Source organism: Pseudomonas sp. PA-5-4B (genome assembly GCF_021606215.1).
GTDB lineage: Bacteria > Pseudomonadota > Gammaproteobacteria > Pseudomonadales > Pseudomonadaceae > Aquipseudomonas > Aquipseudomonas edaphica.
This window is the reverse complement of sequence record NZ_WKDB01000027.1, coordinates 47,504-60,482: the sequence shown is the minus strand read 5'-3', so window position 1 is coordinate 60,482 and position 12,979 is coordinate 47,504. Positions and strand designations below refer to the sequence as shown.

The following is a 12,979-nucleotide window of genomic DNA, read 5'->3' as shown; positions in this document are numbered from 1 at the left end:
AAGAAGCGGGGTGACGTGTCCATACGTCACTCCGCTTTTTTACAACCTGCGATCGCCCTTTCAGGCTTTATTTACGGGAGGTCTTCTTGACTAAGCCAGCCATACTCGCCCTTGCTGATGGCAGCATTTTTCGCGGCGAAGCCATTGGAGCCGACGGTCAAACCGTTGGAGAGGTAGTGTTTAACACTGCCATGACCGGCTATCAGGAAATCCTTACCGATCCTTCCTACGCCCAGCAAATCGTTACCCTGACCTATCCGCACATCGGCAACACCGGTACTACACCGGAAGACGTCGAGTCTGATCGTGTCTGGTCGGCCGGTCTGGTCATTCGTGATCTGCCACTGGTTGCGAGCAACTGGCGTAACACGATGTCGCTGTCCGATTACTTGAAAGCCAACAATGTTGTGGCGATCGCCGGTATCGATACGCGTCGCCTTACACGCATCCTGCGTGAAAAAGGCTCGCAGAACGGCTGCATCATGGTCGGTGACAATATCTCCGAAGAGGCGGCGATTGCCGCTGCCCAAGGCTTCCCTGGCCTGAAGGGCATGGACCTGGCGAAAGTTGTCAGCGTCAAAGAGAAGTACGAGTGGCGCTCCACTGTCTGGGACTTGAAGACCGACAGTCACGCGACCATCGACGCCAGCGAGCTGCCATACCACGTTGTGGCCTACGACTACGGCGTGAAGTACAACATCCTGCGCATGCTGGTTGAGCGCGGCTGCCGCGTGACCGTGGTGCCGGCGCAAACCCCTGCGAGCGACGTGCTGGCCCTGCAACCGGACGGCGTGTTCCTGTCCAACGGCCCGGGTGACCCTGAGCCGTGCGACTACGCCATCCAGGCAATCAAGGACGTGCTGGAAACCGAGATTCCGGTATTCGGCATCTGCCTCGGTCACCAACTGCTGGCCCTGGCGTCCGGCGCCAAGACCCTGAAAATGGGCCACGGCCACCACGGTGCCAACCACCCGGTACAAGACCTGGACACCGGCGTTGTGATGATCACCAGCCAGAACCACGGTTTTGCGGTGGATGAAGCAACCTTGCCGAGCAACGTTCGCGCCATTCACAAGTCGCTGTTCGACGGCTCCTTGCAAGGCATCGAGCGCACCGACAAGAGCGCGTTCAGCTTCCAGGGCCACCCTGAAGCCAGCCCTGGCCCGAACGACGTAGCGCCGCTGTTCGACCGTTTCATCAATGAGATGGCCAAGCGACGCTGACTGAGAGGCCTGCGGGCGGCCCCGTACCTCGGTGGCCCCCGCAGGCTCTTCAACGATTGTTCAAGACGGCTTGCCGACTGACCTGCGGATTTGAGTGACAAACCCATGCCAAAACGTACAGACATAAAAAGCATCCTGATTCTCGGCGCTGGCCCGATCGTGATCGGCCAGGCTTGCGAATTCGACTACTCCGGCGCCCAGGCTTGTAAGGCCCTGCGCGAAGAGGGTTACCGCGTCATCCTGGTGAACTCCAACCCGGCCACCATCATGACCGACCCGGACATGGCCGACGCCACTTACATCGAACCGATCAAGTGGCAGACCGTTGCCAAGATCATCGAGAAAGAGCGTCCCGACGCGCTGCTGCCGACCATGGGTGGCCAGACCGCACTCAACTGCGCCCTGGACCTGGAGCGCGAAGGCGTTCTGGAGAAGTTCGGCGTAGAGATGATTGGCGCCAACGCCGACACCATCGACAAGGCTGAAGACCGTTCGCGTTTCGACAAGGCCATGAAGTCCATCGGCCTTGACTGCCCGCGCTCCGGTATTGCCCACAGCATGGAAGAGGCCAACGCGGTTCTCGAAAAGCTGGGCTTCCCGTGCATCATTCGTCCGTCCTTCACCATGGGCGGCACCGGTGGCGGTATTGCTTACAACCGTGAAGAGTTCGAAGAAATCTGCGCCCGTGGCCTGGACCTGTCGCCGACCAAAGAGCTGCTGATCGACGAATCCCTGATCGGCTGGAAAGAGTACGAGATGGAGGTTGTCCGCGACAAAAAGGACAACTGCATCATCGTCTGCTCCATCGAAAACTTCGACCCGATGGGCGTGCACACCGGCGACTCGATCACCGTTGCTCCGGCGCAGACCCTGACGGACAAGGAATACCAGATCATGCGTAACGCCTCGTTGGCGGTACTGCGTGAGATCGGCGTTGAAACCGGCGGTTCCAACGTTCAGTTCGGTATCTGCCCGGACACTGGCCGCATGGTCGTGATCGAGATGAACCCGCGTGTGTCGCGCTCTTCGGCACTGGCATCGAAAGCGACCGGCTTCCCGATTGCGCGCATCGCCGCCAAGTTGGCGATCGGTTACACCTTGGACGAGCTGCAAAACGAAATCACGGGCGGCGCTACGCCGGCGTCTTTCGAGCCGTCCATCGACTACGTCGTGACCAAGCTGCCGCGCTTTGCCTTCGAGAAGTTCGCCAAGGCCGACGCACGCCTGACCACTCAGATGAAGTCGGTTGGCGAAGTAATGGCCATCGGCCGGACCTTCCAGGAATCCCTGCAGAAAGCCCTGCGCGGCCTGGAAGTGGGTGTTTGCGGCCTGGATGAAAAGCTCGACCTGAGCAACCCGGAAAGCATGAGCGTGCTCAAGCGCGAGCTGACCGTGCCGGGCGCCGAGCGTATCTGGTACGTGGCCGATGCTTTCCGCGCGGGTATGACCGTCGAACAGATCTTCGGCATGAACATGATCGATCCGTGGTTCCTGGTGCAGATCGAAGATCTGATCAAGGAAGAAGAGAAGGTCAAGACCCTCGGTCTGTCCTCTATCGACCGCGACCTGATGTTCCGCCTCAAGCGCAAAGGTTTCTCCGATCAGCGTCTGGCCAAGCTGCTGGGTGTGACCGAGAAGAACCTGCGCACCCACCGCCACAAGCTGGAAATCTTCCCGGTCTACAAGCGCGTTGATACCTGCGCGGCCGAGTTCGCCACCGACACCGCGTACCTGTACTCCACTTACGAGGAAGAGTGCGAGGCCGCGCCGTCGGGCCGCGACAAGATCATTATCCTGGGCGGCGGTCCGAACCGTATTGGCCAGGGTATCGAGTTCGACTACTGCTGCGTACACGCCGCCCTCGCGCTGCGCGAAGACGGGTACGAGACCATCATGGTCAACTGCAACCCGGAAACTGTTTCGACTGACTACGACACTTCCGACCGTCTGTACTTTGAGCCGGTAACCCTGGAAGACGTGCTGGAAATCTGCCGCGTCGAGAAGCCGAAAGGCGTGATCGTGCAGTACGGCGGCCAAACCCCGCTGAAGCTGGCGCGTGCCCTGGAAGCGGCCGGCGTGCCGATCATCGGCACCAGCCCTGACGCCATCGACCGTGCCGAAGACCGTGAGCGCTTCCAGCAAATGGTCGAGCGCCTGAACCTGCGTCAGCCGCCAAACGCCACCGTGCGCAGCGAAGACGAAGCCATCCGCGCCGCCAGCAAGATTGGCTACCCGCTGGTGGTGCGTCCGTCCTACGTATTGGGCGGCCGGGCGATGGAAATCGTCTACGAAGAAGAAGAACTCAAGCGCTACCTGCGTGATGCGGTGAAAGTGTCGAACGACAGCCCGGTGCTGCTGGACCACTTCCTCAACTGCGCCATCGAAATGGACGTGGATGCGGTGTGCGACGGTACCGACGTAGTCATCGGCGCGATCATGCAGCACATCGAACAGGCTGGCGTTCACTCCGGTGACTCCGCTTGCTCGCTGCCGCCGTACTCGCTGCCAGCGCACATCCAGGACGAGATGCGCGAACAGGTCAAGAAAATGGCCTTGGAACTGGGCGTGGTCGGCCTGATGAACGTTCAGTTGGCGCTGCAAGGCGAAGACATCTACGTCATCGAAGTGAACCCGCGTGCTTCGCGTACCGTGCCATTTGTTTCCAAGTGCATCGGTGTGTCCCTGGCCATGATCGCTGCCCGCGTGATGGCGGGTAAGACCCTGAAGGAAATCGGCTTCACCAAGGAAATCATTCCTAACTTCTACAGCGTGAAAGAGGCGGTGTTCCCATTCGCCAAATTCCCTGGTGTGGACCCGATCCTGGGCCCAGAGATGAAGTCCACCGGTGAAGTGATGGGTGTGGGTGACACTTTCGGTGAAGCATTCGCCAAGGCCCAGATGGGCGCCAGCGAAGTGCTGCCGACCGGCGGTACTGCGTTTATCAGCGTGCGTGATGATGACAAACCACTGGTTGCAGGCGTGGCCCGTGATCTGATCAACTTGGGCTTTGAAGTCGTGGCAACTGCCGGGACCGCCAAGCTGATCGAAGCTGCCGGCCTGAAAGTACGTCGCGTGAACAAGGTGACGGAAGGCCGTCCGCACGTGGTCGACATGATCAAGAATGACGAAGTCACGCTGATCATCAACACCACCGAAGGTCGCCAGTCGATCGCGGACTCCTATTCCATTCGTCGTAATGCCTTGCAGCACAAGATCTACTGCACCACCACCATTGCTGCTGGCGAAGCCATCTGCGAAGCGCTCAAGTTCGGTCCGGAAAAGACCGTGCGTCGCTTGCAGGATCTACACGCAGGATTGAAGGCATGACCAAATACCCAATGACCGTCCAGGGCTTCAAGGCCCTGGAAGAGGAGCACGCCCATCTGACCAAGGTCGTCCGTCCAAAGCTGAGCCAGGACATCGGTACGGCCCGCGAGCTGGGTGACTTGAAGGAAAACGCCGAATACCACGCTGCTCGAGAGCAGCAGGGTATGGTTGAGGCGCGGATCCGTGATATCGAAGGCCGCCTGCAGAACTCGGTGGTGATCGACGTAACGACCATTCCTAAAACCGGCAAGGTGATTTTCGGCACCACCGTGGAAATCGCCAACGTCGAAACGGACGAAAGCGTGGTTTACCACATCGTCGGTGAGGACGAGGCTGACTTCAAACTCGGCAAGATCTCCGTCGGTTCGCCACTGGCCCGCGCCTTGATTGCCAAGGAAGAGGGTGATGTGGTGACCGTTAAGACGCCAGGTGGCGTTACCGAGTACGAGATTGTTGAAGTTCGTCACGTCTGAAAGGCGGCGCCCGCTTCGTGCGGGCGCCATGCTTTGGCAGCTCGCCCAGATGCTTTGGGTGGGTGGCCTATGGTTGTTGCACATCGGTGTGCTGCCGGTGTTGGGCCTGATTGGCCTGGCACCGCTGCTGATCGATGAGCTCAACGGAATGCTGAGTGCGCTGCTGGTGGGTTTTTCAGCGGCGTGCGTGACGCTCCAGGCATTGGTGCTGGTCAAGACCGAGGGTTTGAGGAGCTTGTGGCGGGATATTCGCGGCCAACTGCTGTTGATGGCGCTGTATGCGTGCGCAATGTTTTGCGTGGTGCATGTGTGGCTGCCGCAAGCGTTGCGCTGGCAGCTATTCAGCTATCTTGTGCTAGGGTTCTCCGGCCTGGTGCTGGTTATACAGCCGGCACCGGGATGGAGCGGCGGGGCGCGCGAAGCACGCCCGTGACCCTTGTATTACTTGAAGCGGTGTACGTTCGACAGCTGCTTGTTGACGCTGAAGTTCTTGCGATACAGCAGTGCCATCTTGCCGATGACCTGTACCAGGTCCGCTTTGCCGACCTTGCACAGTTCTGCAATGGCGGCCAAACGCGCTTCGCGGTCAAGGATGTTGACCTTGATCTTGATCAGTTCATGATCGCCCAATGCGCGTTCCAGTTCGGCTAACACACCTTCAGTCAAACCGTTGTCTGCCACAATCAGAACTGGTTTCAGATGGTGGCCAATGGATTTGTACTGTTTCTTCTGCTCTTGAGTGAGCGGCATAATCTGACCCCTGCGTCTGATCTTGTAAAAAGCGGCGGCCAGTTTACCCGAGCGAGTCCGGGACCGCCCAGTTAATCACGACCCGTTTTATTTTCGAGGTGGCCCGTGGCCCGTTCCAAAACCAGCCTTAAGTGGCTACAAGAACATTTCAACGATCCTTACGTCAAAAAGGCGCAAAAGGACGGCTACCGTTCCCGGGCCAGCTACAAACTGCTGGAGATCCAGGACAAGGATAAATTGATTCGTCCAGGCATGAGCGTTATCGACCTTGGCGCAGCCCCTGGTGGCTGGTCCCAAGTGACCAGTCGTCTGATTGGTGGGCAAGGTCGATTGATCGCTTCAGACATCCTTGAGATGGACAGCATCCCGGATGTGACCTTTGTACACGGCGACTTCACCCAGGATACGGTGTTGGCCGAGATCCTTGAGGCTGTGGGAAATTCGCAGGTAGACCTTGTGATTTCCGACATGGCCCCCAATATGAGTGGATTACCGGCCGTTGATATGCCGCGAGCCATGTTCCTGTGCGAGTTGGCACTGGATCTGGCGGGTCGGGTTTTGCGTCCCGGTGGTGATTTCCTGGTGAAAGTCTTCCAGGGCGAAGGTTTTGACGAGTACCACAAGAACATTCGCAAATTGTTCGACAAGGTACAGACGCGCAAACCAGACTCTTCGCGAGACCGGTCACGCGAGCAATACCTGCTGTGCCGCGGCTTCCGTGGTGTCGAAGGGGCGGAGAGCGAAGAGCGTTTTTGAGGAATTCGAGGAGGGCGATAGGTTTTTTTATATCGCTTTCGTCACGAAGCTTTACGAATATTGTGTAGTCAAAGTTTCACAAAGGGTTACAGACGGCGCCTGCCAGAGTTGTAGGTAATGTAGTAAGTTAGGACGGTGAATATCATGCGAAGCGCGCGCCAGTAGCGGAGCTTGCTTCAGAGGGTAGTTAATTGAACGATATGGCAAAGAATCTGATCCTGTGGTTGATCATCGCGGCTGTCCTGGTGACGGTGATGAACAACTTCTCCAGCCCTAACGAGCCGCAGACCCTCAACTATTCCGACTTCATCCAGCAAGTTAAGGATGGCAAGGTCGAGCGCGTAGCGGTTGATGGCTACGTGATCACCGGCAAGCGCAACGATGGCGACAGCTTCAAGACCATTCGTCCGGCAATCCAGGACAACGGTCTGATCGGCGACTTGGTGGATAACCACGTAGTGGTTGAAGGCAAGCAGCCTGAACAGCAGAGCATCTGGACTCAGCTATTGGTAGCGAGCTTCCCGATCCTGGTGATTATCGCCGTGTTCATGTTCTTCATGCGCCAGATGCAAGGTGGTGCGGGAGGCAAGGGCGGGCCGATGAGCTTCGGCAAGAGCAAGGCGCGCCTGCTCTCTGAAGATCAGGTGAAAACCACCCTGGCTGACGTCGCAGGTTGTGATGAAGCCAAGGAAGAAGTCGGTGAGCTGGTTGAATTCCTGCGTGATCCGGGCAAGTTCCAGCGCCTGGGCGGCCGCATTCCTCGCGGCGTGCTGATGGTCGGTCCTCCGGGTACCGGTAAAACCTTGCTGGCCAAGGCGATTGCCGGTGAAGCCAAGGTGCCGTTCTTCACCATTTCCGGTTCTGACTTCGTCGAGATGTTCGTCGGTGTTGGTGCCAGCCGTGTTCGCGATATGTTCGAACAGGCCAAAAAGCACGCACCGTGCATCATCTTCATCGACGAAATCGACGCCGTGGGTCGCCATCGTGGCGCCGGCATGGGTGGTGGTCACGATGAGCGTGAGCAGACCCTCAACCAATTGCTGGTTGAGATGGACGGCTTTGAAATGAATGACGGCATCATCGTCATCGCCGCGACTAACCGTCCCGACGTGCTCGACCCAGCGTTGCTGCGTCCAGGCCGTTTCGACCGTCAGGTTGTGGTGGGGCTGCCGGATATTCGCGGTCGCGAACAGATCCTGAAAGTACACATGCGCAAAGTGCCAATGGGTGACGACGTGGCTCCGGCCGTGATTGCCCGTGGTACGCCAGGCTTCTCCGGTGCCGACCTGGCCAACCTGGTCAACGAGGCTTCGTTGTTCGCTGCCCGTACAGGCAAGCGCATTGTTGAAATGAAAGAGTTCGAACTGGCCAAGGACAAGATCATGATGGGCGCCGAGCGCAAATCCATGGTCATGTCCGAGAAAGAGAAGCAGAACACCGCTTATCACGAAGCCGGTCACGCCATTGTTGGTCGCGTTGTGCCTGAGCATGACCCGGTCTACAAAGTGTCGATCATTCCTCGTGGCCGTGCGCTGGGTGTGACCATGTTCCTGCCGGAAGAGGATCGTTACAGCCTCTCCAAGCGTGCGCTCATCAGCCAGATCTGTTCTCTGTATGGCGGCCGGATTGCTGAAGAGATGACGCTTGGCTTCGACGGTGTGACCACCGGTGCTTCCAACGACATCATGCGTGCCAGCCAGATTGCGCGGAACATGGTGACCAAGTGGGGCTTGTCGGAAAAACTCGGTCCTTTGATGTATGCCGAGGAAGAAGGCGAAGTGTTCCTGGGTCGTGGCGGCGGCGGTCAAGCTGCCAGCTTCTCCGGTGAGACGGCCAAGCTGATTGACTCCGAAGTGCGCAGCATCATTGACCAGTGCTACGGCACGGCCAAGCAGATCCTGACGGATAACCGCGACAAGCTCGATGCAATGGCTGATGCGCTGATGAAGTACGAAACCATTGATGCCGATCAGATTGACGACATCATGGCGGGTCGCGCACCGCGTGAGCCTCGTGATTGGGAAGGTGGTTCGGGTACTTCGGGCACCCCGCCTGTGGTACAGAACGAACGTCCTGAAGCCCCAATCGGCGGCCCCGCAGCTGATCACTAAGGTTTGAAATGACTTCTGCGCTGTCCTCCACCCGGTTGCCTTGCGGCAACCGGGTTCTTGATTTGGCCCATACGCATGTCATGGGCATTCTTAATGTAACCCCCGATTCTTTTTCTGACGGCGGCCGCTTCAATCAGCAGGATGCCGCGTTGCGTCATGCCGAGGCGATGGTGGCGGCCGGCGCGACCTTGATTGATGTCGGTGGTGAGTCAACTCGACCGGGCGCTCGCGTGGTTTCTCCCTTGGAGGAGCTGGAGCGGGTCGCGCCAATCGTCGAGCGGATTGCCCGTGAGCTGGATGTGATCATCTCGGTGGACACCTCGACTCCCGCAGTAATGCGCGAGACAGCGCGCCTCGGTGCGGGGCTGATCAACGATGTGCGCTCCCTTCAGCGTGATGGCGCGCTGGATGCGGCGGCGGCAACCGGACTGCCGGTGTGCCTTATGCATATGTTGGGAGAACCCGGCAATATGCAGGACAGCCCGCATTACGATGATCTGGTTGGTGAGGTGAGTGGGTTTCTTGCGCAAAGAATGACTCAATGCGCCAAGGTGGGCATCGCAGCCGAAAAGATTATCCTGGATCCCGGGTTTGGCTTCGCCAAGACCCTGCAACACAACTTGAGCCTGTTCAAGCATATGGAAGCTTTGCACGCCCTTGGTCGACCCTTGTTGGTCGGCGTGTCGCGCAAGAGCATGATAGGGCTGGCCCTGAATCGCCCTGTGGGTGAGCGGTTGTACGGTGGCCTGGCGTTGGCGGCACTTGCCGTGACCAAGGGCGCGCGTATTTTGCGGGTGCATGATGTCGCCGAGACGGTTGATGTGGTGCGCATGCTGGCCGCGGTAGAATCAGCCGAATAAGAATGATGGAGCACTTATGACTAAAAAATATTTTGGCACCGACGGTATTCGTGGTCGGGTCGGCGAATTCCCGATTACTCCTGATTTCATGCTCAAGCTGGGTTGGGCGGCCGGTATGGCGTTCCGCAGCATGGGCGCTTGCCGCATCCTGGTGGGCAAAGACACTCGCATCTCGGGTTACATGTTCGAATCTGCGCTGGAGGCGGGGCTGTCTGCCGCAGGCGCCGATGTCATGCTGCTGGGGCCCATGCCGACGCCGGCAATCGCTTACCTGACGCGTACCTTCCACGCTGAAGCCGGTATCGTGATCAGTGCCTCGCACAATCCCCATGATGACAACGGCATCAAGTTCTTCTCGGGCCAGGGCACCAAGCTGCCGGACGAGATCGAGCTGATGATCGAAGAGTTGCTGGACGCGCCGATGACCGTGGTTGAGTCCAGCAAGCTGGGCAAGGTCTCGCGTATCAATGACGCCTCAGGCCGTTACATCGAGTTCTGCAAGAGCAGTGTGCCGACCAGCACCAACTTTGCCGGCCTCAAAATTGTTGTCGACTGTGCTCACGGTGCAACCTACAAAGTGGCGCCCAGCGTATTCAAGGAGCTGGGTGCCGATGTGACGGTGCTGTCGGCCCAGCCAAATGGTTTGAATATCAACGATAACTGCGGCTCGACGCATATGGAGCAGCTGCAGGCTGCTGTCCTGGCCGAGCACGCTGACCTCGGTATTGCCTTCGATGGCGACGGTGACCGCGTATTGATGGTGGATCACACCGGTGCGGTGGTTGATGGCGATGAGCTGTTGTTCATCATTGCCCGCGACCTGCATGAGCGTGACAAGCTGCAAGGCGGTGTGGTTGGCACGCTGATGAGCAATCTCGGGCTTGAGTTGGCCTTGGCCGAGCTGGGGATTCCGTTTGTACGCGCCAATGTCGGTGACCGCTATGTCATCGCCGAGCTGCTGGAGCGTAACTGGCTGGTGGGTGGAGAGAACTCGGGGCATGTGGTTTGCTTCCAGCACACCACCACGGGTGATGCCATTATTGCTGCGCTGCAGGTATTGCTGTCCTTGCGTCGTCGCAAAGAGAGTCTCGCTCAAGCGCGCCAGGCGCTGCGCAAGTGCCCGCAGGTTCTACTGAATGTGCGCTTTGCCGGTGGCGAAAACCCTATCGAGCACCCTGCTGTCAAAGACGCCTGCGAGCGTGTGACCCTTGCAATGGCTGGGCGTGGCCGCGTGTTGTTGCGCAAGTCCGGCACAGAGCCGCTGGTGCGTGTCATGGTCGAAGGCGAGGACGAAACACAGGTTCGCGGCCACGCCGAAGACCTGGCAAAACTGGTAACTGAAATTTGCGCCTGAATTCGGCTTGCCAGTGATGGTGTGGTTGGGTAACATCTGCGCCCACTTTGACCGACGAGGTACAGCATGCGTCGCACTATGGTAGCTGGTAACTGGAAGATGCACGGTACCCGCGCCAGTGTCGCTGAGCTGATCAATGGCCTTCGTCACTTGGCCTTGCCTAGCGGTGTTGATGTTGCGGTTTTCCCGCCTTGCTTGCATATCAACCAGGTGGTTGATGGTTTGAAAGGCAAGTCGATTCAGGTCGGCGCGCAGAACTCTGCGGTGGAACCCATGCAAGGTGCGTTGACCGGTGAGATTTCACCGAGTCAGCTGGTTGATGCGGGTTGTTCCTATGTGCTTGTCGGGCACTCCGAGCGCCGTCAGATGATGGGCGAGCGTGATGGGACACTCAACCGCAAGTTCGCAGCGGCACAGGCTTGTGGCTTGATTCCAGTGTTGTGCATAGGGGAGACCCTGGAGCAGCGTGAATCGGGCAAGACTCTTGAAGTTGTCTCGCGTCAGCTGGGCAGCATCATCGAGGAGCTGGGTGTTGGTGCATTTGCAAAGGCAGTAATTGCTTACGAGCCGGTCTGGGCCATTGGCACCGGGCTGACTGCTACGCCGCAACAAGCGCAGGATGTGCATGCAGCCATCCGCGCGCAGTTAGCGGCAGAGAATTCTGAAGTCGCGCAAGGTGTGCGGCTTCTATACGGCGGCAGCGTGAAGGCGGCCAATGCGGTCGAACTGTTCGGCATGCCGGATATCGATGGGGGGCTCATTGGTGGAGCTTCCCTGAATGCAGATGAGTTCGGTGCGATCTGTCGCGCCGCGGGAAACTGAAAAAATGCTGGAAACAGTCGTAGTCGTTTTTCATCTGTTGGCTGCCCTGGGCGTAGTTGCCCTGGTTTTGTTGCAACAGGGTAAAGGTGCGGATGCTGGTGCGTCTTTCGGTGCAGGTGCTTCAAATACTGTGTTCGGAAGCCAAGGTTCCTCTACCTTTCTTAGTAAGTTTACTGCTATACTTGCCGCCGGTTTCTTCATAACCAGCTTGGGGTTAGGTTACTTTGCTAAAGAGAAAGCTCATGTGCTGACTCAGGTAGGTCTCCCAAACCCAGCAGTGTTGGAAGTACCAAAAGCAAAACCGGCTTCTGATGATGTCCCGGTGCTTCAAGAGCAAAAGTCGGCTACTCCAGCGACTGACGTACCTCCAGCTCAAGAGCAGAAGTAAGAAGGTTGTAAACGCTGTATTGCCGAGGTGGTGGAATTGGTAGACACGCAACCTTGAGGTGGTTGTGCCCATAGGGTGTAGGGGTTCGAGTCCCCTTCTCGGTACCAATTATCAGGAGAGCCCGCTGTTGCGGGCTTTCTTGTAGGTGGAAGGTTACATTGACCCTGTAAGGGATCGGTCGTATACTTCCGCCCCAGCTTTGTCGCGGGGTGGAGCAGTCTGGTAGCTCGTCGGGCTCATAACCCGAAGGTCGTCGGTTCAAATCCGGCCCCCGCAACCAGTTTTAGCGGAGCCCCTTTTAAGGGGCTTTTTGTTAGCTGGACACTTTCAACGCCGCTGTTCGACGGCGTTTCAAGGATGGGCGTTTCGCCCATTTTTTTATTTTGCACAGCATGCACATACATGCACGAGGGGGTTCAGGTGTCGAGCAAGCTAGAAGAGTTGCAGGCCTTGCTGGCCCCGGTGGTCGTGGCCCTAGGCTATGAATGCTGGGGTATTGAGTTTTCGGCTCAAGGTCGCCACTCAATGTTGCGCGTTTATATCGATAAAGAGGGCGGCGTGCTGGTGGACGATTGTGCCATTGTCAGCCGTCAGATCAGCGGTGTGCTGGATGTTGAAGATCCAATCGCCGTTGAATACACCCTCGAAGTTTCCTCGCCAGGCATGGAACGCCCACTGTTCACTATTGATCAGTTTGCAAAATTTGCCGGTGAACAAGTGAAGATCAAGCTGCGCTCACCCTTTGAAGGGCGACGCAACTTTCAGGGCCTTCTGCGCGGTGTAGAAGAACAGGATGTCGTGGTGCAGGTAGAAGACCATGAGTTCCTGTTGCCGATCGATATGATCGACAAGGCCAACATTATTCCCAGTTTTGACTGAGACGCGGATCCCGCGGATCCAATGGCTTGCGAAAGG

The 12,979-nt window shown here is 57.9% G+C and carries 12 protein-coding genes and 2 tRNA genes; 13 read left to right on the top strand and 1 reads right to left on the bottom strand.

The window, feature by feature from the left end:
• The first annotated feature begins 86 nt into the window (after positions 1-86).
• The 4 genes from carA (at position 87) to GIW28_RS15330 (ending at position 5,456) form a co-directional block, all read left to right on the top strand.
• Entirely contained in the window at positions 87-1,223 is a 1,137-nt protein-coding gene (gene carA, locus GIW28_RS15345; RefSeq protein WP_017139260.1) for a glutamine-hydrolyzing carbamoyl-phosphate synthase small subunit, read from the top strand.
• 105 nt (positions 1,224-1,328) lie between these two features.
• Entirely contained in the window at positions 1,329-4,550 is a 3,222-nt protein-coding gene (gene carB, locus GIW28_RS15340) for a carbamoyl-phosphate synthase large subunit (RefSeq protein WP_017139259.1), read from the top strand.
• Positions 4,547-5,023 (top strand): transcription elongation factor GreA, encoded by a 477-nt coding sequence (gene greA, locus GIW28_RS15335; protein WP_017139258.1) that lies wholly within the window; start codon positions 4,547-4,549, stop codon positions 5,021-5,023. Before carB ends, greA begins: the two co-directional genes overlap by 4 nt.
• Before the next feature lie 28 nt (positions 5,024-5,051).
• A complete protein-coding gene (locus GIW28_RS15330) occupies positions 5,052-5,456 on the top strand; it encodes a hypothetical protein (RefSeq protein ID WP_026013857.1) in 405 nt (134 codons plus the stop codon).
• Between the two features lie 8 nt (positions 5,457-5,464).
• On the opposite strand, the gene GIW28_RS15325 is transcribed toward GIW28_RS15330, so the two are convergent.
• On the bottom strand, positions 5,465-5,773 hold the full coding sequence (locus tag GIW28_RS15325) for a YhbY family RNA-binding protein (protein ID WP_017139256.1): 309 nt from the start codon (positions 5,771-5,773) through the stop codon (positions 5,465-5,467).
• Between the two features lie 105 nt (positions 5,774-5,878).
• Between GIW28_RS15325 and rlmE the strand changes: the two genes are divergently transcribed.
• From rlmE to rimP, 9 genes are all read left to right on the top strand, one after another.
• Positions 5,879-6,529: a 23S rRNA (uridine(2552)-2'-O)-methyltransferase RlmE gene (gene rlmE / locus GIW28_RS15320; RefSeq protein ID WP_017139255.1), complete on the top strand. Its 651-nt coding sequence runs from the start codon at positions 5,879-5,881 to the stop codon at positions 6,527-6,529.
• 200 nt (positions 6,530-6,729) lie between these two features.
• The gene (gene ftsH / locus GIW28_RS15315; RefSeq protein WP_032865933.1) at positions 6,730-8,640 is read left to right on the top strand and encodes an ATP-dependent zinc metalloprotease FtsH; all 1,911 of its coding nucleotides are present in this window, start codon (positions 6,730-6,732) and stop codon (positions 8,638-8,640) included.
• An 8-nt stretch (positions 8,641-8,648) separates the two neighbouring features.
• Positions 8,649-9,500, top strand: coding sequence for a dihydropteroate synthase (gene folP, locus GIW28_RS15310; protein ID WP_017139253.1), 852 nt, complete (start codon positions 8,649-8,651; stop codon positions 9,498-9,500).
• A 16-nt stretch (positions 9,501-9,516) separates the two neighbouring features.
• Positions 9,517-10,854, top strand: a complete 1,338-nt coding sequence (glmM, locus tag GIW28_RS15305) for a phosphoglucosamine mutase (protein ID WP_017139252.1) — start codon at positions 9,517-9,519, stop codon at positions 10,852-10,854.
• Positions 10,855-10,920: 66 nt separating this feature from the next.
• Positions 10,921-11,676, top strand: a complete 756-nt coding sequence (gene tpiA / locus GIW28_RS15300) for a triose-phosphate isomerase (RefSeq protein ID WP_003194193.1) — start codon at positions 10,921-10,923, stop codon at positions 11,674-11,676.
• Positions 11,677-11,680: 4 nt separating this feature from the next.
• Positions 11,681-12,064 carry a preprotein translocase subunit SecG gene (secG, locus tag GIW28_RS15295; RefSeq protein ID WP_010206600.1) on the top strand — a complete coding sequence of 128 codons (384 nt, stop codon included), beginning with the start codon at positions 11,681-11,683 and terminating at the stop codon, positions 12,062-12,064.
• Positions 12,065-12,085: 21 nt separating this feature from the next.
• Positions 12,086-12,171, top strand: a tRNA-Leu gene (locus tag GIW28_RS15290).
• 96 nt (positions 12,172-12,267) lie between these two features.
• Positions 12,268-12,344: transfer RNA gene (locus GIW28_RS15285), tRNA-Met, on the top strand.
• Positions 12,345-12,484: 140 nt separating this feature from the next.
• Positions 12,485-12,943: a ribosome maturation factor RimP gene (gene rimP / locus GIW28_RS15280; protein ID WP_032865935.1), complete on the top strand. Its 459-nt coding sequence runs from the start codon at positions 12,485-12,487 to the stop codon at positions 12,941-12,943.
• The last annotated feature ends 36 nt before the right edge of the window (positions 12,944-12,979 follow it).

Bases quoted from the DNA above. Each gene is read 5' to 3' on its own strand.
- carB (WP_017139259.1), top strand. From the start codon at position 1,329: ATGCCAAAACGTACAGACATAAAAAGCATCCTGATTCTCGGCGCTGGC.
- greA (WP_017139258.1), top strand. From the start codon at position 4,547: ATGACCAAATACCCAATGACCGTCCAGGGCTTCAAGGCCCTGGAAGAG.
- GIW28_RS15330 (WP_026013857.1), top strand. From the start codon at position 5,052: ATGCTTTGGCAGCTCGCCCAGATGCTTTGGGTGGGTGGCCTATGGTTG.
- GIW28_RS15325 (WP_017139256.1), bottom strand. From the start codon at position 5,773: ATGCCGCTCACTCAAGAGCAGAAGAAACAGTACAAATCCATTGGCCAC.
- ftsH (WP_032865933.1), top strand. From the start codon at position 6,730: ATGGCAAAGAATCTGATCCTGTGGTTGATCATCGCGGCTGTCCTGGTG.
- folP (WP_017139253.1), top strand. From the start codon at position 8,649: ATGACTTCTGCGCTGTCCTCCACCCGGTTGCCTTGCGGCAACCGGGTT.
- glmM (WP_017139252.1), top strand. From the start codon at position 9,517: ATGACTAAAAAATATTTTGGCACCGACGGTATTCGTGGTCGGGTCGGC.
- tpiA (WP_003194193.1), top strand. From the start codon at position 10,921: ATGCGTCGCACTATGGTAGCTGGTAACTGGAAGATGCACGGTACCCGC.
- secG (WP_010206600.1), top strand. From the start codon at position 11,681: ATGCTGGAAACAGTCGTAGTCGTTTTTCATCTGTTGGCTGCCCTGGGC.